General features: G+C 74.4%; 14 protein-coding genes. 8 read left to right on the forward strand and 6 right to left on the reverse strand.

What is annotated here, in order from left to right; genetic code table 11:
• Positions 1 to 242: 242 nt before the first annotated feature.
• The 7 genes from AC07AB_RS04710 to AC07AB_RS04740 all read left to right on the forward strand — a co-directional run bounded on the left by AC07AB_RS04710 (position 243) and on the right by AC07AB_RS04740 (position 14,229).
• Positions 243 to 920, forward strand: coding sequence for a phosphatase PAP2 family protein (locus AC07AB_RS04710; RefSeq protein ID WP_478560031.1), 678 nt, complete (start codon positions 243 to 245; stop codon positions 918 to 920).
• Positions 921 to 1,320: 400 nt separating this feature from the next.
• Positions 1,321 to 2,628 carry an MFS transporter gene (locus tag AC07AB_RS04715; protein ID WP_478560034.1) on the forward strand — a complete coding sequence of 436 codons (1,308 nt, stop codon included), beginning with the start codon at positions 1,321 to 1,323 and terminating at the stop codon, positions 2,626 to 2,628.
• A 115-nt stretch (positions 2,629 to 2,743) separates the two neighbouring features.
• Complete coding sequence (locus AC07AB_RS04720) at positions 2,744 to 4,066, forward strand: non-ribosomal peptide synthetase (RefSeq protein ID WP_478560037.1); 1,323 nt, start codon at positions 2,744 to 2,746, stop codon at positions 4,064 to 4,066.
• Positions 4,067 to 4,238: 172 nt separating this feature from the next.
• Positions 4,239 to 7,394 carry a non-ribosomal peptide synthetase gene (locus tag AC07AB_RS04725; RefSeq protein ID WP_478561529.1) on the forward strand — a complete coding sequence of 1,052 codons (3,156 nt, stop codon included), beginning with the start codon at positions 4,239 to 4,241 and terminating at the stop codon, positions 7,392 to 7,394.
• Positions 7,391 to 9,319 (forward strand): non-ribosomal peptide synthetase, encoded by a 1,929-nt coding sequence (locus tag AC07AB_RS04730; RefSeq protein WP_478560040.1) that lies wholly within the window; start codon positions 7,391 to 7,393, stop codon positions 9,317 to 9,319. Before AC07AB_RS04725 ends, AC07AB_RS04730 begins: the two co-directional genes overlap by 4 nt.
• A 1-nt stretch (position 9,320) precedes the next feature.
• Positions 9,321 to 11,237, forward strand: a complete 1,917-nt coding sequence (locus AC07AB_RS04735; RefSeq protein WP_478560043.1) for an amino acid adenylation domain-containing protein — start codon at positions 9,321 to 9,323, stop codon at positions 11,235 to 11,237.
• Positions 11,221 to 14,229 carry a condensation domain-containing protein gene (locus tag AC07AB_RS04740; protein WP_478560046.1) on the forward strand — a complete coding sequence of 1,003 codons (3,009 nt, stop codon included), beginning with the start codon at positions 11,221 to 11,223 and terminating at the stop codon, positions 14,227 to 14,229. Before AC07AB_RS04735 ends, AC07AB_RS04740 begins: the two co-directional genes overlap by 17 nt.
• 94 nt (positions 14,230 to 14,323) lie before the next feature.
• On the opposite strand, the gene AC07AB_RS04745 is transcribed toward AC07AB_RS04740, so the two are convergent.
• A complete protein-coding gene (locus AC07AB_RS04745) occupies positions 14,324 to 15,352 on the reverse strand; it encodes a hypothetical protein (RefSeq protein ID WP_478560049.1) in 1,029 nt (342 codons plus the stop codon).
• The gene (locus AC07AB_RS04750) at positions 15,349 to 15,723 is read right to left on the reverse strand and encodes a PadR family transcriptional regulator (RefSeq protein WP_478561532.1); all 375 of its coding nucleotides are present in this window, start codon (positions 15,721 to 15,723) and stop codon (positions 15,349 to 15,351) included. The genes AC07AB_RS04745 and AC07AB_RS04750 overlap by 4 nt, the downstream gene beginning before the upstream one ends.
• Before the next feature lie 155 nt (positions 15,724 to 15,878).
• On the opposite strand from AC07AB_RS04750, the gene AC07AB_RS04755 reads away from it, so the two are divergent.
• Positions 15,879 to 16,319, forward strand: coding sequence for a YchJ family protein (locus AC07AB_RS04755; protein WP_478560052.1), 441 nt, complete (start codon positions 15,879 to 15,881; stop codon positions 16,317 to 16,319).
• Here the strand turns inward: AC07AB_RS04755 and AC07AB_RS04760 are convergent.
• The 4 genes from AC07AB_RS04760 to AC07AB_RS04775 form a co-directional block, all read right to left on the reverse strand.
• On the reverse strand, positions 16,274 to 17,569 hold the full coding sequence (locus tag AC07AB_RS04760; RefSeq protein ID WP_478560054.1) for a cation:proton antiporter: 1,296 nt from the start codon (positions 17,567 to 17,569) through the stop codon (positions 16,274 to 16,276). The genes AC07AB_RS04755 and AC07AB_RS04760 overlap by 46 nt on opposite strands.
• 100 nt (positions 17,570 to 17,669) lie before the next feature.
• Positions 17,670 to 19,103 carry a cytochrome P450 gene (locus tag AC07AB_RS04765; RefSeq protein ID WP_478560056.1) on the reverse strand — a complete coding sequence of 478 codons (1,434 nt, stop codon included), beginning with the start codon at positions 19,101 to 19,103 and terminating at the stop codon, positions 17,670 to 17,672.
• On the reverse strand, positions 19,100 to 20,215 hold the full coding sequence (locus tag AC07AB_RS04770; RefSeq protein ID WP_478560058.1) for an alpha-hydroxy acid oxidase: 1,116 nt from the start codon (positions 20,213 to 20,215) through the stop codon (positions 19,100 to 19,102). The genes AC07AB_RS04765 and AC07AB_RS04770 overlap by 4 nt, the downstream gene beginning before the upstream one ends.
• The gene (locus AC07AB_RS04775; RefSeq protein ID WP_478560060.1) at positions 20,212 to 21,810 is read right to left on the reverse strand and encodes an NAD(P)-binding domain-containing protein; all 1,599 of its coding nucleotides are present in this window, start codon (positions 21,808 to 21,810) and stop codon (positions 20,212 to 20,214) included. The genes AC07AB_RS04770 and AC07AB_RS04775 overlap by 4 nt, the downstream gene beginning before the upstream one ends.
• Positions 21,811 to 21,936 lie beyond the last annotated feature (126 nt).

Consider the following 21,936-nt stretch of genomic DNA (forward strand, 5'->3'; position numbering starts at 1 on the left):
GGTTCCCCTACCGGGGGCGACGGATCGGCGCCGGGGGCCGGGCGGGCGGCACGGGTGCCCGGATTTATCATCTACAGTCTTGTAGACGCACGTATTCTCGGTCGCTTCACGGCTACTGGAACGCCTTGTGGGCAACGCCTGGCGTTACCCATGGTCCCACGGTACGACGGCGGCTCACGACCACCGCAGTGGGGACGGCGTACCGCACCCCTGCGCCTGAACGATCCGGAGGCCCGTATCCGATGACGCCCACCAGCACGACGTCTCTCGCCCTGGACGGGGCCAGCATCGACGGCGGCCTCTACACCACCATCACGGACTTCGCCCGTGACACGCAGTGGCTGAACGGGCCGATGTCCGCCTTCACCAGTGTCGGCGTCGGGCTCTTCGCCGTCTTCATGCTGGTGGGCTGGTGGCTCGCCCGCCGGAAGGACGCGGCCGCCATGGCGACGGCGCTGGCCGCCCCGGTCGCCACCGTCATCGCCTATCTCGCCAATGACGCGATCAAGACGGTCTTCACCGAGCCGCGGCCCTGCCGGGCGCTGCCGCACGACTTCCTCATCGAGAAGTGCCCGAAGCTCCACGACTACGCGTTCCCGAGCAACCACACCACGGTCGTGGCCGCCGTGACCGCCGCCCTGTTCCTCGTCAACAAGCGGCTGGGCGCGCTGTCCGCTGTTATCGCCGTGCTGATGGGCTTCTCCCGGGTCTACGTGGGCGCCCACTACCCCCATGACGTGCTGGTCGGTGCGGTGGTCGGGGCCGTCGTCGGGGTGGTCTGCACGCTGCTCGCGCGCCGTTTCGCGCCGCCGCTGATCGTCCGGCTGCGCGGCGGGCCGCTGCGTCCGCTGCTCACCGCGCCCACGCCGGGCCGGCGCCGGGCCGGCGGCGAGCACCGCGCGCGGCGTTCCGCCGGATAGCCGCCGCGCACCGCTGCCGTGCCGCTGCCGCCGTGAGCCCTCTGGGGCACACGGCGGCAGCGGCTTTTTGTGGGTTCGGCCGCGGGCCGGTCGAGGGATGCGGCGCCGTCGCCGCGCGCGGATGCACGGGGCGGCCGGTAGGTTGCCTGCGGCTTCAGGCGGCTGTTCGGTTTTCGGACAGTCGCTCCGAGTCCGGATATCGTGCGTTCGCGCCCGTTAGTCGGACACAGAACCCAGCGGTGAGCGTGTGATTCCACTTGGTCATCGACCGAAGTTCATCCGCTCATTGGCGGTAATCAGCTAAAAATTTTTGACACAGCCACCGTTAAACCAACGAACCTGTCCTGAAACGCTCTTATCGCTTTGACTCTGAAGGGGCGCATCGTCAAATGTCTGGCAAATGAGCACCCCTCACCAGGCCGCGGCGGGCGGCCTGCTTCGGCACCGGGACTTCCGGCACCTGCTGTCCGGCGCCGCGGCGAGCCAGGTCGGCGCGCAAGTCACCCTTGTCGCCCTGCCCTTGGTCGCCGTACTCGAACTCGACGCGCCCGCGTTCCAGGTCGCCATGCTGACCGCGGCGGAGACCGCCGCGTTCCTCCTCGTGGGCCTGCCCGCCGGCGCCTGGGTGGACCGGATGCGCAAGCTCCCGGTGCTGATCCGGGCCGACGTCGTACGGGCCGTGGCGATGGCCAGCATCCCGTTCGCCGCCGTGGCGGGCTTCCTGACCATGACTCAGCTCTACGCCGTCGCCCTGATCACCGGCGTCGCCACGGTCTTCTTCGACGTCTCCCACCAGAGCTATCTGCCGCAGCTCCTGCCCAAGGAGCAGATCGTCGCGGGCAACGGCGCGCTGGAGACCGTACGCTCCTCCGCCCAGGTGGCGGGCCCCGGCCTCGGCGGCGGCCTCGTCCAGCTCCTCGGCGCGCATCTGGCGATCGTCGCCGACGCGGTCGGCTACGGCGTCTCCGCGCTGTTCCTGCTCGCCATCCGCCACAAGGAGCCCGTGCCGCGCGCGGGCGGCGCGGGCACGTCGCTGCGCGCCGAGATCGGTGAGGGGCTCGGCTTCGTGCTGCGCCACCCGCTGCTGCGGGTCATCGTCGCCACCACCGGGCTCGGCAACTTCTTCTCCGCGCTGCTGCTCTCCGTACAGACGGTGTTCCTGGTGCGGGTGCTCGACCTGCCGCCGGCCGCCATAGGGCTGATGCTGTCCTCCTCGGCCGTCGGCGGACTCGCCGGCGCGCTCTGCGCGGGACGGCTCGCACGCAGGCTCGGCCAGGCCCGCATCATCTGGCTCTCCGCCCTGGTCAGCGGCCCGTTCGCGCTCCTGTGGCCGCTGGCCGGGCACGGCGCCGCGGCCGGTCTGTTCGCGGCGGGCTCCGCGGTGGTCTTCTTCGGGGCCGTTGTCTACAACGTCGCCCAGGTCAGCTTCCGGCAGCTGCTCTGCCCGCCCCGGCTGCTGGGCCGGATGAACGCCACCACGCGCTTCCTGGTCTGGGGCACCATGCCGCTCGGCGCGCTCGCGGGCGGCGCCGTCGCGGGCGCGTACGGGCCGCGGGCCGCGGTGTGGGTGTGCGCGATCGGCTTCCTCGCCGTCCCGCTGCCCCTGCTCTTCTCGCGGCTGCGGACGATGCGCGACCTGCCCCTCGCCGTGGCGGACGAGCCCGGTACGGACCCCGACGCCCTCGCCGAGACCGCCGCGGCCAACTGAGCCGCGGGCGTTCGCCTTCCCCCTCCCCGCTTCACCCTCCCCGCCTCACCCGCTTCCCCCGCTGCCCCTGCGAAACGGTCAGCCTCAGCGCGAGCACGACAAGAGAGAGGACAACGTGCACCACAGCATCACGGGCCAGTACCTCGCCCGGTACCGGCGAACAGCGGACGGCGCGGATACGCCCCGCGGCCTTCTCCCCTTAACCGGCGCGCAGCGGCGGTTCCTGCTGGTCCGCTCGCTCGACCCGCAGGGGCGGCCCGACGTCGTCCCGCTCTTCTTCGCCTTTCCGCGCGGCACCGTGGATCTGGCGCGCCTACGGGCCGCCGCCGGGTACCTGGCCGCGCTACATCCGGCGCTGCGCGCCCGGCCCGAGGTCGTACGGGGCACGCCCGTACAGCGGCTCGCGGAGGCCGACGTTCCGGCGGTGCGCGTCGAGGCCGCGCCCGGAGAGGACGCGACCGCCGCGCTGCGCCGTGCGCTGGGCGGCTGGCGGGCCGAGGGCTCGCCGCTGCGGCTCTTCCTCGCCTGCGACGCTCCCGGCACGCCGGGGGCCGGCGCGGACTCCGAAATCCTGGCGATCGCCCTGGACCACACCGCCTGCGACGGGCAGTCGCTCTCCCGGGTCGTCGAGGAGCTGACCGCCGCCTACGCGGCCGCCCTCGGCCCCGGCGACGTATCGCCCGCCTCGGCCGGTCAGGAGGCCGACGCGTACCGCGAGGCCGTGTTCCTCCAGCTCGAAGCCGAGTCCCGGGCGGGCGCCCCGGCGGCGCTCGGCTACTGGGGAGAGCGGCTGCGGGCCGTGCGCGGCGCCGCCCCCTCGCCCCGGGCCCTGCCGCCGGGCGCCCTGCCGTCCGGCGCCGCCGAACTGCGGCTGCCCCCGGGCTCCACTCCCCTGCCGTTCCCCGACCTGCTGGGCGCGTGCGCCGCCGCCGCGCAGGCGCTGTACGGCCAGGGAACGCACCCGATCGGCTACCCGTGGGGCGGCCGGCCCGCCGCCGCGCGGCCCGTGCTCGGCTGCTTCCTCAACACGGTCGTCTTCCCCGCGACGGCCGCTGCCGCCTCCCCCGACGCCCACGCCGAGCTGTCCGCCTCGTGGTGGGACGACCTCGACCGCGCGGACACCCCCTTCGACGAGGTGGTGCGCGCCGCCCGGACGGCCGGCGCCCCCTGGTCGGGGCGGCTGGACGGGCTGCTGACCGTCGAGGACTCACATCGCACCCCGCCGCTGCGCCTCGGCGGCGCCGCCGGCCGCGAGGTGTACGTCAACGGCCGCCCCGTACGCGCGCCGTTCGCGGTCTCCGTCTCACAGGGCGCCGAACTTCTCGTACGGATGGCCTGGGACCGCTCCGTCCTCGACGACAACGTCGCCGAGGACGCCTTCGGCGAGCTGACGGGCGCGCTGCGCGCCCGGCTCACCAGCCCCGCGCCGTTGGCCTGACACCCCCTTATCTTCCTTCCGTCCGGCGTGAGCTGACGGGCCGACAGGCCGTCGCGTCAACGCCGTGCCCGCTGTCCCAGGCATGCCCGCCGCGCCACGCGACCCGTGGCGCGGCGCGGTGTGCCCGCTCCGCACCGGGACCGACGACCCCGACAACCCTTGGGAATTGCCGATGTTCACCCTCTCCTCCTCACAGGAGATCGTCTGGCTGCACGAACAGGTGCTGCCAGGAAGCCGCGCGTACAACTTCACCGCCTCGCTCGACCTGTGGGGCACGCTGGACGAGGACGCGCTGCGCGCCGGCCTCGCCGCGACCCTCGACCGGCATCCCGGCCTGCGGTTGGAGCTCGTCGCCGTCCCCGGCGGCGTGCCCGGCCAGCGGGTCGCCGACGGGTGCGCCCCGCGCTACCGCACCGTCGACCTCTCCGGGGAGCCGGACCCGGAGGCCGCGTTCCTGGAGCTGGTGCGCGCCGAGGCCGAGCGGCCCCTGGACACCTACCAGGCGCCGCTGCTGCGCTGGACGCTGGCGCGGCTGGCCGACGACCACCACCGGCTGGTCCACGTCGAGCACCACCTGGTGCACGACGGGCACTCGTTCGCGATCATCCTGAGCGACATCTTCGGCGTCTACCGTGCCCGAGTGCTGGGCGAGCGGCCGGAGTTGGGGCCCGTACGCTCGTACGAGGAGCACGCCCGCGCCGTCGCCGACGCGGCCGGCGGCGAGGAGCGCGCCCGCTCCCTCGCGTACTGGCGGGACGAGCTGGCCGGCGCGTCCTTCGACCTGCCGCTGCCCGGGCTCACCCGGCCCGGCGCGCACCGCCGCCACCGGGGCGGGCAGCTGCGCCAGTCCATTGGCGCGGATCTCGCCGAGCGGCTGCGCGGGCACGCCCGGGCCCAGGGGTACACGCCGTTCTCGGTGCTGCTCGGGCTCTTCGCGGAGCTGCTGCGACGGCACAGCGGGCGTGCGGAGATGGTCGTCGGGACCGCGGTGGGCAACCGGCCGCGGGGCTTCGAGGAGACCGTCGGGATGTTCGTGAACACCATCCCGCTGCGGCTGCGGCTGGACCCGGAGGCGGGCGCCGAGGAGACGATGGATGAGGTCACCGACGCGCTGATCCGGTCCCTGCCGCATCAGGAAGTACCGGTGCAGGAGCTGACCCACGCGCTGGGCATGCACACCTCCGGCGCGGACAACCCGCTGTTCAACGTGATGTTCAGCGCCCATGACGCGGCGCTGCCGGAGACGGAGACGCCAGGGCTGGAGGTGTCCCTGTTCGAGGGGTTCAACACCGGCACCACGCGCTTCGACCTCGACCTCGTGCTGCTGCCCGACGACCGGCGCGGGGTGGGGCCGCGGCACGGGGCGGCCGGGATGACGCTGGTGTGGGACTACGACGCCGACCTGTTCGGCGACGACGTGGCGCGGCTGCTCGCGGAGCGCTTCCTGGGCCTGGTGCGGTCGTATCTCGACGCGCCGGACGCGAAGCTCGCCTCGCTGGCGCCGGCCGTCGAGGAGGCGCCGGCGCAAGGCTGCGCCGCGCTCGGCGAGGACGCCCTCGCGCTGGACCCCGCCGCGCGCAATGACCCGTCGCTGCCCGCCCTGCTCATCGGCGCACGTCAGGTGACGTACGGCGATCTCGATGAGCGGGTGGACCGGCTCGCCGAGCGGTTGCGCGGCGCGGGCGTGGCCGCCGGACAGCCGGTCGCCGCGGTGCTTCCGCGCGGCATGGAGTCCGTCGTGGCGCTGCTGGCGTGTCTGCGGACCGGCGCGGTGTACTGCCCGCTGTCCCCCAACGACCCTGCTTCGCGGCTGGAGTTGCTGCTCGGCCGACTCGGCCCGGCCCTGGTGCTGGCCACCGCCGACGGCGCGGCGACGCTGCCCGCCGACGGTCTGCCGCTCGCCCTCGTGGACGGCCCGGACTTCCCGCGCGCCGCCGCGGCGCGGGTCGTGGAGGGCGCGGCGTACATCATCCACACCTCCGGTTCCACCGGCATCCCCAAGCCCGTCGCGGTGGGCCGGGAGGCGCTGGCCCGGCACATGACGGGCACGGCCGAACGGTTCGGGCTCACCCCCGGCGACCGGGCGCTGCTCTTCGCCCAGCCCTCCTTCGACGTGTCGCTGGAGGAGGTGCTGCCGTCGCTGCACGCCGGGGCGTGTCTGGTGGTGCCGGAGCGGGAGGTGCCGACCGGCGCCGAGCTGATCGACCTGCTGGCCGCCGCCCGGGTGAGCGTCGCCAACCTGCCGACCAGTTACTTCCTCGCCACGCGCGAGGAGTTGTGCGCGGCGCTCGGCGAAGGCCGCTGGGCCCCGCGGCTGATCGCGCTCGGCGGTGAGCGTATTCCCGCCGACGCGATGCGCGGGCTGCTCGGGGTCACCGACGCCGCCGTGCTCAATGTGTACGGGGTCACCGAGGCCGCGATCAGCACGACCGTCCACGAGATCACCGCCGAGGACCTGGCGGACGGCGCGGAGATCCCGCTCGGCGCCGAGCTGCCCGGCGAGCGGGTGCACGTACTGGACGGCGGGCTGCGTCCGCTGCCCGCCGGAGCCGTCGGCGAGCTGGCCATCAGCGGCGTCGGGCTGGCCGAGGGGTATGTCGGCAACGAGGAGGCGACGGCGGCCCGGTTCGTGACGCCGGACTCACTCGGCGGCGTACGGGCGTACCTCACCGGTGACCTCGGCTACCGCGATCTGGCGGGGCGGCTGCGGTTCCTGGGCCGCCGCGACAACCAGGTCAAGCTGCGCGGCTACCGCATCGAGCTGGAGGAGATCGAGGCCGCGGCCTCCGCCGTCCTCGGCGGCCGTTCCTGCGCCGTCGTCCTGGACCGCGCGTCCACCGGCGGGCCGCGCCTGGTCGGCTTCCTGGAGTCGGCGGACGAGCCGGATCAGCGGGCGCTGCACACCGCGCTGACCGAGCGGCTGCCCGCCGCGCTGGTGCCGGGCCGCTGGGTGCGGCTCGACGCCATGCCGACGCTGTCCGGCGGCAAGCCGGACCGGGCCGGGCTGGCGCGGATAGCCGCCGCGCTGCCGCAGGCCCGGCCGGCCGAGGAGGCGGCGCCGGAGCCCGCGGCCTTCGAGGACCCGGGCGTCGCGCTGCTCGCCGAGGGCTGGCGCGAGGTGCTCGGCCACGAGCGCTTCACGGGCTCGTCGCACTTCTTCCAGATCGGCGGGCACTCGCTGCTCGCCGCCCGGCTCGCCGCGTGGCTGGAGCCGCACCTCGGCGACCGGCCGCCCCTGCGGCTGCTGTTCCAGAACCCGGTGCTGGCCGACCAGGCCCGCGCCTTGACCGCCGTCGGCACGACGGCCGCGCCTTCGGAGTCGATATGACCGAGATCACCGAGTCAGCCCCCCTGCCCCTCGACGACCGCGCTTCCCGGGGCGACGCGCCCGCGCCGAGCGTGCTGCGCGGCGGTCCGCTGCCAGAAGCCCCGGCCGCCGGTGAGACCGTGCTGTCCTGGTACGAGACCTGGGTGCGCAGCAGCCCTGACGCACCCGCGGTCCTGGACGGCGAACACCGCTGGACGTACGCCGAGTTGGACGCGGCGGCCGACGCGGTCGCCGACGCCCTGCGCGGGCGGGTCGGTCCCGGTGACATCGTCGCGGTCTGCCTGGACCGGTCCGCCGCGCTGGTGGCCGTCGCCGTCGCACTGGCCCGGCTGGGGGCCGTGTACCTTCCGCTGGGGCCCCGGCCGGGCGAGCGGCGGCTCGCCGCCGTGGCAGAGGGGCTGCGCGTGGTGTCGGTGATCGGCGCGCCCGAGCTGCTGCCGCCGGGCCACCGCGCGGCGGAGCACCTGCCGCTGCCGGTCCCCGCGGAGGGCGTGAACGCGGTCGCCACGGCCGTCGCCGCCTTCCTGCCCCCGGCCGCCGACGCCCGTACGGCCCCTCCCGGCACGTTCTACGCGGTGCTCACCTCCGGCTCCACGGGAACGCCCAAGGCCGTCGCCGTGGCTCAGCGTTCGCTCGGCGCGCTGCTGCGCTGGCACCGCGAGCGCACCGGCCTGACCGCCCAAGACCGGCACAGCCTGAGTGTGGGCATCGCCTTCGACCCGCACCTTCTGGAGCTGTGGTCCGCCCTGACCTGCGGCGCGGCCCTCGCGGTGGCTCCGGACGAGGTGCGCTGGGACCCGGGGGCGCTCGCCGACTGGTGGCGGGAGGCGGGCGTCACGGTGGTGGTGTCGTCCACGCCGATGATCGAACCGCTGCTGGACCGTCCCTGGCCCCAGGGGCTGAAGGTGCGTCATATCTATGCGGGCGGCGACCGGTTGCGCCGCCATCCGGGCGCCGATGTCACCGCGACCATCCACAACGCGTACGGTCCGGCCGAGGCCACGGTGGTCTGCACCGCGCACGCCATGCGCGGGGAGCCGCTCGGCGGTGCGTTGGACGCGCCCCCGGCGATCGGACGTCCGGTGGCGGGCGCGGTCGTCTGCGTCACCGACGAGCGGGGCGGGATCGTGCCCCGGGGCGAGGCCGGCGAGCTGCTGGTCGGGGGCGAGTGCCTGGCGCTGGGCTATCTGGACGAGGAGCTGACCGCGCGGCGCTTCGTCTCCGCGCCGCACGCCCTGACCGGAGTGGAGCGGGTCTACCGCACCGGCGACCGGGTGCGGATGCGCGCCGACGGGGAGTTGGAGTTCCTCGGCCGCCTCGACGACCAGGTCAAGGTGAGCGGCGTACGCGTCGAGCCCGCTGAGGTCGAGGCGGCGTTCGAGCACGACGCGCGGGTGCGCCGGACCGTGGTCGCCGTCCGGCGCTCACCGTCGGGCACCGCCCGGCTCGTGGCGTTCGTGCTGCCCGCGCCCGGCGCGTCGCCCACCGCCCGGGAGCTGCTGAGCGAGGTACGGGCATGGCTCCCCGAGCAGGCGGTGCCGAGCGAGGTGCGCCTGGTGGACGGGTACCCGCTCGACGCCAACGGCAAGGTGGACCGGGCCGCGCTCCTCGCCGCCGAGGAGGAACCGGCCGCGCAAGGACCGGCGGCCGACGCCGGGGCCGCGGGCCCCGGCGAGCTGTCGGGCAGCGCGAGCGAGGTGCTGGTGCTGCGGCTCTGCCGTGATCTGCTCGCCGGCCCGGCCATCACTCTCGACGACAACTTCACCGAGGCCGGGGGCCAGTCGCTCACCGCCGCCCGGCTGCTGGCCGCGATCCAGGACGCCGTCGGCGTGCGGCTGCGCGCGCCGGAAGTGCTGCGCCAGCCCGATCTGCGCGCCGTGGCCGCCCTGGTGGACAAGCGCCTGGCAGCCGGCGGGGTGCGCTGACATGACGTCGACCACCGAGTTCTCGAAGGCTCTCGCTCCCGGAAAGGAAGCGCCCGTGTCCGCCGACACCCCGGCGTCCAGCACGCCCGAACAGCCGGGGGGTCTGCCCGCCCTGATGGCCCGCCATGCGGAGCACAGCCCTTCGGCGCTCGCCGTCACGGACGGCGACACCAGACTGACGTACAGACAGCTCGTCGCCGGTGCCGAGCGGTTGGCCGCATCGCTGCACGATCGCGGGGTGCGTCCCGGCGACGCGGTCGCGCTGCTCACGGAGCGCTCCGCGCGTACCGTCGTCACGCAGCTCGCCGTGTGGTGGGCGGGCGCGACCTGCGTGCCGCTGGACCCGGCCCACCCCCGACCGCGTACCGCCGCGATGCTGGCGGACGCGGAGGCCGTACTGACGGTCGGTGACAAGAAGCTGCTGGAGCGTGCCGGCATCTCCGCCGACCGGGCGCTGGCCCTGACCGCCGACGGCGCGGAGCGCGGCGAGGGCGCGGCGGGGACACCGCCGACCCGCGCCCCGTACGACCCCGACGCCACGGCCTTCGTGATGTTCACGTCGGGCTCGACCGGTCACCCCAAGGGCGTCGCCATCACGCACCGCGGCATCGCGGGCCTGGTGACCGACCCCTCGTATGTCACCGTCACCCCGCGCGACCGGGTGCTGTTCCACTCCCCCGGTACGTTCGACGCCTCCACCTTCGAGGTGTGGACCGCGCTCGCCTGCGGTGCGTCGGTGGCGGTCTGCGCCGCGGAGCGTCCGTCCCTGGAGGAGCTGGCGCAGGAGGTCGAGCGGCACGGCGCGACCGTGGGCTTCTTCACCACCGCGCTCTTCCACCAGCTGGCGGCGCGGCGCTCACGGCTCTTCGGCGTGCTGCGCACGGTGGTCGTCGGGGGCGAGGCGCTGGCCGCCCAGTCCGCCCGCGAGGTCCTGCGGGCCTTCCCGTGGCTGGAGTTGGTCAACGGCTACGGTCCGACGGAGACCACCACCTTCGCCACCGCGCACACCGTGACCGACGCGGACTGCGATGCGCCGCCGCCCATCGGCCGGCCCATCGCGGGCGCCACCGCGCACGTCCTGGACGGCGCCGGGGAGCCCGTGCCGGACGGGGAACGCGGTGAGCTGTGGATCGGCGGCCCGCGGCTGGCGCGGGGCTACCTCAAGAAGCCCGCCCTGACCGCGGAGCACTTCGTCGACCACCCGCGGCACGGGCGCCTCTACCGCACCGGGGACCTCGTCTCGCGCCGCCCGGACGGCGTCCTCGACTTCCGCGGCCGCGCGGACGACCAGGTCAAGGTCCGCGGGTTCCGCATCGAGCCCGGCGAGATCGAGCACGCGCTGCGGGAGCAGCCGGAGGTGGACGCCGCAGCGGTCGCCGTGCGCCGCCCGACGCCCGACGACGCGCGGCTGGCCGCGTTCGTCGTCCCCGCGCCGGGGCCGGTGCCCAGGGGCGAGACGCTGCGCGCCCGGCTCGCGGAGCGGCTGCCGGCCCATCTGGTGCCGGACGAGTGGACGGTCGTGGAGCGGCTTCCGCTCACCGTCTCCGGCAAGGTCGACCGCCGCGCCCTCACCGAACTGCCGGAGGTCGCCGCCCAGTCGGCGCCCGGCTCTCCCGCCGCGGGCGCCGGACTGACGCCGATTCAGCAGGCCGTGGCCGACACCTGGGCCCAGTCCCTCGGGCGCGAGGTCAGCAACCCCGACGTCGACTTCTTCGCGCTCGGCGGACACTCCCTCCTCGCGCTCGCCGTGGTCGACGACCTGCGTGAGGACCTCGGGGTGGAGCTGTCCCTCACCGAGTTCTTCGCCACTCCCACCGTGGCCGGACACGCCGCGCTCATCGAGCGGGCGCTGCTCGACGCGCACGACGGGCCCGACCACGACGCGTCCCAGGAGGACACCGATGGCAACCGACACTGACCGCGAGCGCGCCTCCGCGAGGCGCCAGGAGGAGCTGCTGCGCCTCGCCCGCGACCGATCCCGCTCGCGCGGGGCGGCGGACCGCGCAGAGCGCGCCCCCGAGGCCGCCGCGGCGGACGCCGGGCCCGCGCCGCTCTCGTACGCCCAGCGCCGCATGTGGCTGATGGACCGCCTCGGCCAGGACGGCGCGCTGTACAGCGTGCCGTTCGCCACCCGGGTGCGCGGCCCGCTCGACGTCGACGCCTTCGGCACGGCGCTGTCCGCGCTCGTCGCCCGCCACGAGGTGCTGCGCACCCGGTACCGGCAGCGGGACGGCGAGCCCTGGCAGGACGTCACCGCCCCGTCCCCGGTGTCCGTACCGGTGGTCGACGTCGCGGACGACGGCCAGGAGCTGCTGCTGTCGGAGGCGCGCCGCCCGTTCGATCTCGCGGCGGGGCCCGTCCTGCGCGCGCTCGTCCTGCGGCACGGGCCGCGGGACCACACGGTGATGGTGACGCTGCATCACATCGCGGTGGACGGTGAATCGCTGGAGACGATCGCAACCGAACTCGGCACGCTCTACGCGGCGGCCCGCGACGGGGGCGCCCCGGCCCTGGCGGCGGCGCCGCAGTACACCGGCTTCGCGCGCCGGGAGCAGTCGGGCGGCGACAGGCTGTCCGAGGGGCTGGAGCACTGGGCCGCGCGGCTCGCCGGGGCACGGCCCGTACCCCTGCCCCGGCCCGCCTCCGCGCCGCCCGCCGCCACCGCATCACCGGCCGACTCCGCATCGCCTGCCGACTCCGCATCGGCCGCAGCCGGATCGCAGGCCGCGCCTGCGGACCGCACCGGGCGCAAGCGGCTCGGCCGTACGCACACCGCTGCCCTCTCACCGACGGTGCTGGAGGGGCTGCGGAGGATCGGGCAGCGCCACCGGGCCACGCTGTTCACGGTGGCGCTCACCGCCGCGTTCGCCGCCCTGCACCGCGCCACGGGCGAGCGGGACCTGGTCATCGGCTGCGCGAGCACGCACCGCGAGGGGTCGGCCATGCGCGGGCTCGTCGGGCTCTGCGTCAATACCCTTCCCATCCGGGTCGACGCCTCGGGCGACCCCGGCTTCGAGGTGCTGCTCGGTCGGGTGCGGGACGCACTGCTGGAGGCGCAGGACCGGCGCGACGTCCCCTTCGACCTGATCGTCGAGCGGCTCGGCGCGGCGGCCCGGGGCCGGGACGGGGCACCGCTGATAGGGGTCACGGCCGACGTCGTACGTGAGGCGACCGCCCTGCGGCTGCCCGGCACCGAGGCCGAGCCGGTCGAGGTGGACCCGGGCTCCGCCAAGTTCGACCTCTCGTTCCTCATCGAGGACACCGAAGCGCCCAAGTGCCTTCTCCAGCACGGCGTCTCGGCTCTCGACGAGGAATCGGGCGCGCGGCTGCTGCGCTCCTTCGCCCAGTTGCTGGAGGCCGTGGCCACCGAGCCCGACCGCCCCTTGTCACAGCTGCCCGGCGAACTCCTGACGGGCCATAAGGACCAGACCGTTTCCCCGAGGGAACTGCGGACCCGCGAGCGGCACCCCGCCGAGGTCTGTCTGACAGGCCACCCCGACGTGGCCGAGGCCGCCGTCGTGGACCTCGGGGACGAGCCGCCTCTGGCGTACGCGGTGCTGCGCGCCATCGGCGGCCCGTCCCCCGTACAACTGCGCGCGTACGTACGATCGCGGCTCGACGCGCCGTCGGTCCCAGCGGCGGTGATGCTGCTCGACGCGTTGCCGCGCACCGCCGACGGCGCGGCGGACCGCACCCGGCTGCCGGGTGCGCCCCCGCCGGCCGTACCGGACGCGGACCAAGGGCCCCGCGCCCGTGCCGTGCTCGACGCGTTCGCGGAGCTGCTCGGCCAACGCCCGCAACCGGACGATGACTTCTTCGTCCTCGGCGGCCATTCCCTGATGGCGGTTCAGCTCGCGGAGCGGCTGCGCGGCCTGCTGCGGCTGCCGATGACCGGGCTCGACATCATGGAGCAGCGGACCCCCCGGGCGCTCGCCGTGCTGCTGGACGGCCGGGAGGCCGAGCGCCGCGCCGCGGCCCCCGCCGCCGCGCCCGCACGGCGGGGCCGGGCCCGCGAGGGCACGGTCCTGGTCACCGGCGGGACCGGCGGCGTGGGCGCGTTCGTACTGCGCGAACTGGCCGCGCGCGGACGCCCCGTGCGCGCCCTGGCCCGCCCCGAGTCGGCCCATCAGGTGACCGGCGACGGGGTGGAGGTCGTGGAGGGCGACCTGTCCGACCTGGACAGCTTGCGGGCGGCGGCGGAGGGCGTGTCCGGCGTCATCCACTCCGCGTGCACGTTCACCCGGCCCGAGGTGGACGTCGCGGCCATGCGCACCCTGGTGGACTCCTGGCGGAGCGGCACGTTCGTCTTCGTCAGCAGTGTGGACGCCTACGGGCAGCCGGCCGCCGCCGAGGTGGCCGAGGGCGGCCCCAGCGAGGGTCCGCTGAGCCCGTACGGGCAGGCGAAGCTCGATTGCGAGCGGATGCTGCTGCGGGCCGCGGGCACCGAGGGGCGCGGCGGGGCGAGCGCGGTCCGCTCCCCCATCGTCTGGGGCGCGCACGCCCGGCTCCGTGACCAGCTGCGGTGGGGCGCGACGGGCACGCTGTACCAGTCGGCGCTGGCAGGGGAGCCGCTGGTGCTCCCCGACCCGTCGCCGTCGGGCGAGCACTCCTGGTACGGAGCGCCGTGGGTGCACGCCGCGGGGCTGGCCCGCGCGCTGGCCGTGTGCGTCGACGAGCCGGTGCTCGGCGTCGCCAACGCGGTGGGCGGCCATGTGGGGTGGCCGGAGCTGGCCGCCGAGCTGGCCCGGCTGCTCGGCGGTGGCAGCGAGATCCGCTACGCGCCCCGGGCCGACAAGGACCTGGACCACCGCTGGCGCTACCGGGCCGACCGGCTGGCGGCGCCGCTGCGGGAGCGGCCGGGCGAGGACTGGCGGACCGTGCTCGCCTCGATGGTGCGTCCGGCCGGGTAACGGCGGCCGGACCGTGGTCGACGGTTCGCCATCAGCCCATCGCGACTGATGGCGGACCGTCAACTCGCCTTGGCGGTAAGGCCCTTCGGCCATCTCATTCGGTCCGCGACCGTGCCACCAAGTTGCGGGAGCCGGCCACGGCCAGGGACGTCACCAGGAGAACGAGCACGACCGCCTGTGCGCCGATGCCGAGCAGGAGCGTGTCGGGGGCGTGGGAGTCGGCCCACAGCGCGAGCATGCAGGCGCGTACGGCCAGGACGGCGAGGCCCAGCCCGGCGAGGGCGAGCGGAAGCGCGGGGTCCGCCGCGCGGCCCGTACCGCGCTTCGGCGACCGGAGCGCGGCGATCAGCCAGGCGACGGCCGCCGCGGTGAACGCCCAGCCGTCGCCCCACACCACGTCCGCACCGCCCCTCCAGGCCACACTGGCCGCGCCCATCAGGACGCAGGTGCCCAGCAGGACCAGACCGGGGGTGCCCAGCGGGAGCCGGGCCGGCGGCGCGTCGGAGTGGAAGCCGCAGCACAGGGCGAGGACCGTCAGCCAGGCGAAGGCCGCCGTGACGACGGAGAGCGCGGACACCGGGCCCAGCGCCCTGCCGGTGGCCCAGTCCACGACGAACATCAGCGAGGGCAGGGCCGCGACGGCGGCGAACACCGACGCCGCCATCCGGCGGTCCCGGACGAGCGCCGCGTACGCCGCCGCCCACAGGAGCGGGAGCAGCCAGAGCGCGGCGGAGCGCGCGTTCTCCCACGCGCCGTGGTGGGTGAATGGGTCGAGGTAGATCTCCCGGTCGGCGGAGGCGGCGCCGTGGAACCAGGCGAGGGACAGGGCCCGTTCGGTCAGCTCGGAGGCGGCGTGCAGGGCCACGCCCAGCAGCGCGAAGAGCCGCACCGCCGAACCGGCCGCCGCGTAGCGGGCCGGGGCTCCGGCGCCGCCCATCCGGCTGCGGACCGCGAGGGCGGCGACGCTCGCCACCTCGCCCCAGGCCGGTCGCATTTCGTCCTGGTCGTGCTCGTCGATGCCGTGGAGGTAGGTCTCGACCATCTCCTCCTCGCGCTCGGCGCGGTAGTAGGCGGGGAGCAGTCGCAGAACGGTGCGGTAGCGCTGTTCGAGGAGAGTGGTCATGCACTGCCTCCCGCGATTTCGGGGCGGACGGGACGTACGGCGGCGGGCGGTTCGGCGGCCGGGCGGCGGCGGTCCGCTATCCGACGTGCGGCCGTACGGGCTCCGGCCGCCATCCGCTCCGCCTCGGCGGAGAGCGCGGCCTCGCCCTCGTCGGTCAGCCGGTAGTACCGGCGCAGCCGTCCCCGCTGCACTTCCTCGCGGTCCAGCTCGATGAGCCCGTCCGCCGCCAGCCGGTCCAGCACTCCGTACAGCGTCCCGACACGGAGCTGAACCTCTCCGTCGGACAGCTCCTCGACCTCCCGCACGATGCCGTAGCCGTGCCGGGGCTCGTCGACGAGCGCGGTGAGGATGAAGAACGCCGCTTGCGTCATGCCTCTCGAAGCCATGCACCCCACCATATCCTGCCTTCCGATATATATCGAGGCATGGCATCGAGCGTGTCGGGGCCGGCGGCACCCGGCAGCCGGAGCCGCCGGCCGCCCACCCCCGGGGCCGGCGCCCGCCGCACAGCCGTCACAATCGAGGGGTGTCCAGAAACAGTGCGCGCCGGCAACCGGCGATCGACCCCGGCTCGCCGTGCCCCTGCGGGCTCGACTCCTCCTACCGCGACTGCTGCGGCGCCCTCCACGGCGGACAGCGGGAGGCGGCCACGGCGGAGCGGCTCATGCGGTCCCGGTACAGCGCGTTCGCCGTCCGGGACGCCGCCTATCTGCTGCGCAGCTGGCACCCGACGACGCGGCCGAGCGGCCTGGAGTTCGACCCGGAGCAGCGGTGGACCCGGCTCGACATCCTCGGCACGACGGGCGGCAGCGCCTTCCACACCGAAGGCACCGTCGAGTTCCGGGCCCACTTCAGCGTGCGGGGGCGCGCGGACGCCCAGCACGAGGACAGCCGCTTCGTACGGGACGAGGGGCGCTGGGTCTATCTGGGGCCCGTAACGTCGCCGGTAACGGTCAGCGGCCGCTGATCCTCGGGGTCCGGGGCGCGGGCGGCCCGCCGCGCGTCGAGCCGGTCCCACAGGCTCATCAGCGGGGTCGCCATCACCGTCGTCACCAGGGCGACGACGACCAGCACCGCGAACATCGAGGGCGTCACGATGCCCGCCGCGAGCCCGATGTTGATCGCGATGAGCTGCATCAGCCCGCGCGCGTTCATCAGGGTGCCGACCCGCAGCGCGACCCCCGGCGTCTCCCCCACCATGCGGGCCGCCAGCCAGCAGGCGCCGAGTTTGCCCAGTACGGACACGGCGACGCAGGCGGCGGCGAAGAGCAGCAGCGCCGGGTCGGCCAGCAGGGCGAAGTCGGTGTTGAGGCCCGAGTAGGTGAAGAACAGCGGCAGGAAGACGATCCGGCTGACCGGTGCGACGGCCTCCACGGTCCGGTCCACCCGTTCGGAGCGCGGGAAGACGACGCCCAGGCTGAACGCGCCGAAGACCGCGTAGAGCCCGATCCGGTCGGTGTACCAGGCGGCGACGAACAGCACGATCACGGTGATGAGCAGCAGGTCGTCGTCCGAGCGCCGCTCGACGAGGGCCGCCGCCCGCCCGCTCTCGCGGACCAGCATGGCGAGCACCGCGACCAGGCCCAGGGCGCCCCCGACGGCGATGGCCACGGGGCCCGCGCCGTCGCCCGCCAGGCCCAGCACGGCGGCGAGCAGCACCCAGGCCACCGCGTCGTCCAGCGCCCCGCTGGCCAGGGACAGGGACCCGAACCGGGTGCCGACCAGGCCGCGTTCGGAGATGATGCGGGCCAGCATCGGGAACGCGGTGATGGCGACGGTGACGCCGACGAACAGGGCGGACACCCCGATCGGTATGTCCGCCGGGAAGACGTCGACCGCGTCGTGCGTGGCGAAGGTCAGCCCGATGCCGAGGGCCAGCGGCACGAGGATGCCGGCCGTCGAGATCGCCGCGGCCGGCCGCGCCACGGCCCGTATCCGGTCGGTGCGGAACTCGTAGCCGGTCTGGAACATGAAGACCACCAGGCCGATCTGCCCGGCGACGTACAGTATCGGCCGCAGTTCCTGGGGGAAGAGCGCCTCCTCGACGCCGGGGGCCAGCAGCCCGAGCGCCGAGGGGCCGAGGACCACGCCGGCGACCATCTCGCCCACGACGGGCGGCTGTCCCAGCGCGCGCAGGACGCGGGCGACGACGCGGCAGGTGAGCAGGATGACGACGGCGGCCAGGAAGAAGGCGGGGCCCAGCTCGGTGGTGGACATCGTGGTGCGCCCTTCGGCTCGGCGGAGCGGGAACACGGGGACACGGGGACACGGGGACACGGGGACGCGAGCGTCGTCGGCGCGTGCGGTGGAGCGCGGGTCAGTTCGCGCGCCCGCGGTACGGGCAGCGCTCGGACGCCGGGGCGTCGGCCAGTGGGCGCCCCTCGGTGTCGTGGGCGGCGAAGTACCGTTCCGCCGGGCGGAGTCGGCGGGCGTCGAGGACCATCCAGGCGCCGAGGACGAGCTGGGCCCAGCCGCGCCCCACGTCCTCCCACCGGTCCCGCAGGCGCAGGAAGGCCCGTACGGCCGACAGCCGCCGGCGCGGCAGCGGCTGTTCGCGGCGGACCAGCAGGCAGGGGGCGCGGTGCGGGATGGACCGGGTGTGCGAGACCGGCGAGTCGAGCGTGAACCGGTCCAGCACCTCGCGGGTCGCGGCGCGCATCGCCAGGGGGGCGATCCGCCAGGCTGGGCAAGGGCGGTTGGCCGCGACGCCGAACGGGATGTGGTGCGCCTGCCGGGCCGCGAGCCGGTCCCAGCGGCCGGGGTCGAAGGTCTGCGGGTCGGGGTATCCGGTGGCGTGGTACTCGGGGTAGTTGAAGCACAGCACCGAGCCGGCGGGGAGCACCTCTCCGCCGCCGAGGGCGATGTCGTCGGTGCTGATGCGGTGGGCCACCCCGAACAGCGGGTACAGCCGCAGGGTCTCGTTAAGGACGTTGGAGAAGTGGCGGTCGTCCGCCGGGGCCGCGGCCAGGGCGTCCTGGGTGTCGGGGTGCTGGGCGAGCACGAGCAGGAGGTGCGCCATGGCTTCGGACATCTGCACCACGGCCGTGTTGAAGAACGTGCCCTGGAGGTAGTGGGCCTGTTCCGCCGGTGTCAGGCTCGACGGCAGGCGGTGCGGCACCTCACCGGCGGCGATCCGGCGGCGCAGATAGCGGGTGAGGCGGGCACGGCGGCGCAGATGGCGCGGCCGGGTGCATTTCAGGGAGTTCACGACGTCCTCGGCGTTGGCCACGATGAGCTCCCGGGCGTGCGCCGGGCATGGTTCGCGGAAGACGAGTCCGTAGAAGAACTCCGCCCACACGGGCATCATGAGGTCGCGGAGCCGGACGAGCGCGGCGCGGCCGGTGACCGTCGTGTCGAGGACGTGCGCGGCGCTGCGCGCGGCGGCGTCCGCCAGGTCCTCGCCGGGACCGGAGAGGACGGCCAGGGTGGTGCGGGCGACCTCGTCGTAGCGCGGGCCGTTCTCCAGGTGTTCCTGGTGCACCTCGGCGCCGGGGGCGAGCCAGTACCAGAAGAGGTCGGAGAGGGCGGCGCCGCGGCTCCGGCCGCCCGCGGCGGGGTGGGAGTAGATCTCCTGGAACCGGTCGGCTCCCACGGTCGCGTTGGGGAAGGCGATTCCCTCGTCCCCGTTGACCTTGGCGAAGAGCTTCATCCGCGCGGTGACGACGAGGCCGGGGAGCCAGTAGGGCATGGTCAGGACGGAGGCGGCGGCCAGTGCGCCGGCCGCCGCGCGCCGGCCGCGACGGGCCGTCATGTGTCCGCTCCCGTCGCCGGGCCGCACGGTCGCGGGTCGTCGAACCGGCCGCGGGCGGTGACGAGGTCGGGGGTGAGGTCCGCTGTCCGGCTGCCGCCGCACAGCGCCAGTACGTGGTCGAACTCGGCGCGCAGCAGCTCCAGTACGTGCGTGACGCCGCGTTCGCCGTCCGCCGCGAGGCCCCACAGCACGGGGCGGCCCACGCCGACGGCCGTGGCGCCGAGGGCCAGGGCGATCGCCGCGTCGGAGCCCCTGCGGACGCCGCCGTCCAGCAGTACGGGCACGCGTCCGGCGACGGCGGCCGCGATGCGGGGCAGTGCTTCGACGGCGGCGGGGGCCGCGTCGAGCTGGCGGCCGCCGTGGTTGGAGACGAGCAGCGCGTCCACGCCCTCGGCGACGGCGATCCGGGCGTCCTCGGGGTGGAGTACGCCTTTGAGGACGACCGGCAGCGAGGTGTGCGCGCGCAGTCGGCGCAGGTGGTCCCAGGAGAGTGCGGGTGACATGGCGATGTCGCGGGGGCGGTCGCCGTCGGCGCCGGGCAGGTGGCGCATGTTCTCGGCCGCGATCCCCGGCGGCAGGTCGTGGAATCCGTTGCGGGCGTCGCGTTCGCGGCGGCCGAGGACCGGCGAGTCGGCGGTGACGACGAGGGCCGTGCAGCCCGCCTGTTCCGCCCGGTCGGCGAGGGCGCGGGTGACGTCGGGTTCGGGGTCGAGGTAGAGCTGGAACCAGACGGGGGCGTCGGCGCGTACGGCCCGGGCGGCGGCGGTGACCTCCGCCACCGGCACCGTCGAGGCCACGCCGGTGACCAGGACGGTGCCGGCCGCCGCCGTGGCGCGGGCGGTGGCGCGTTCGCCCTCGGGATGGGCGAGGCGGTGGAAGGCGGTGGGCGAGACGAAGACGGGCATGGTGAGCCGGTCGCCGAGGAGCGTCAGGCGGATGTCCCGGTGCGCCGCTCCGCGGAGCACGCGGGGCAGCAGGGCGAGGCGGTGGAAGGCCCGTTCGTTCTCGTCCGCGGCCCGCTCGTCGGCGGCGCCTCCGGCGAAGAAGTCGTAGTGCGCGGGGGCGAGACGCTTGCGCGCCTGTTCGCGCAGGTCCGACAGGGTGGGTATCACGGCCGGGGGGCCGGGAGGCGGTCGTCGAGCCGGGTGCGCAGGAAGCGGAGCAGTGGGGCACGGTGCCCGTCCTCGCTGTCCCACTCGTTCTCCAGGTTCTCGGAGAGGTGGTGTTCGCCGGTCGGCTCGCCGTCGGCGCCGGCGCGGTAGAAGCGGACGACGGGGTGCAGGTAGCGGCCGTCGAGTCCGCCGGCGCCCTGCTGCGCGCCGCGGCCCGCCGAGATGTCGAACGGATTGATCAGGTCGTGGCCGGCGCCGTATTCGAGGGTGATGGCGGCATAGCCGTCGACGTCGCCGAAGCGGCCGTCGGCGACGGCCCGGTGCAAGTGGTCGAGGGGGACTTCCTCGCAGTAGCGCAGGGCGCCGTCCGGGCCGACGAGTACGGCGTCGGCGAGGAAGCCGAAGAGCTGCCACAGCGCGGAGGTGCGGTTGACCCGCGCGATCACGGCGTCGGTGGCCGCCTCGGGCGTACCGGCCAGGGCGCGGGTGGGCCAGGGGCGTTGGTGATAGCGCTGTTCGAGGATGCGGTGCAGGGCCCGGACGTTGTACCGGAAGCCGTGAATGAATCCGCTGGTGGATTTCTTGAAGTCGCGTGCCTGTGTGATGGTTCCGGCGAAGTACAGGTCGGGTACGTTCGTCGATTCCCAGGCGTCGTCCTGTGCGGGGAACCTGTCGTTGATGACCATTTCCGGACGGCACTCCGGGGCGAAAAGGGAGGCGTCGAAGCGGAATCCGGTGGCCAGGATCACCCGGTCGTAACGTATCTCCTTGACGACCTCGTTCACCCGGGCGAAGGCGACCGCCACGGTGTAGGAGGAGTCGGCGTGCCGCTGTATACGCACAATGCGGCCGTCCAGCACCGCGTTCTCCGATTTCAGCTGGTACGTGTCCAGAAAGTTGTTGTTGACAGCTCGGAGATGGCCGACGAAGTGGGTCTGCCAGGCGAGCTTCAGTGAGCCGGGGCCCGCCACGTGGATGACCGCGGCCTTCTCCGTGAGGTGGTCCGCGGTCTCGAAGGCGGAGTTGCCGCGGCCGATGATGAGGACGCGGGAGCCGGTGAAGTCCGCGGCGTCCGTGGTGACCTCGTCGTAGCGCTCCACCGTGTCGACGCCCTCGATGTCCGGCACGTACGGGCGGGTGTAGCCGGTCGCCATGATCAGCCGCTTGGCGCGGTAGACGCTGCCGTCCTCGGCGCGGGCGACGAAGTCGCCGGGGCGGGTGATCTCGGCGACGCGGGTGCCGTAGCGGACGCGCAGCCGGTGGATGGCGGCGAAGTCGGCGAGGTAGCGGACCAGGTCGTCGGCGGCCGGGAAATAGCGCTCGGTGTAGGTCGTGAATAGCGGGGCGCCCTCGTCGCTGAGGAGGGAGTTCCAGTCGGTGCGCAGTCTGAGTTCGGGGTCGTCCCAGCTGGTGTGCACCTTGTTGATGGATATGAGCTTGCGGTGCCGGGGGAAGCGCGTGAAGAACGTACCCGGAGCGGTACCGGATTCCACGATGAGATAACTTCGCCCCGCTTGCCCCAGGAAATATCCGGCCTGCAGTCCGGCGGGGCCGCCGCCGACAATGAGGTAGTCGACCGATTCTTCCGTGGCCATTGTTTTCTCCTGTTCGGCGGGGAGAGGAGAACGACAGTACTTGATAGTTAAAGAACGACACCAGACCGCGTTTTTGTGACCTATATCACACAGCCTCCCGGTAGTCATGATGGTTCTTGGCGATAG

Source organism: Streptomyces sp. NPDC044033, from assembly GCF_056434425.1.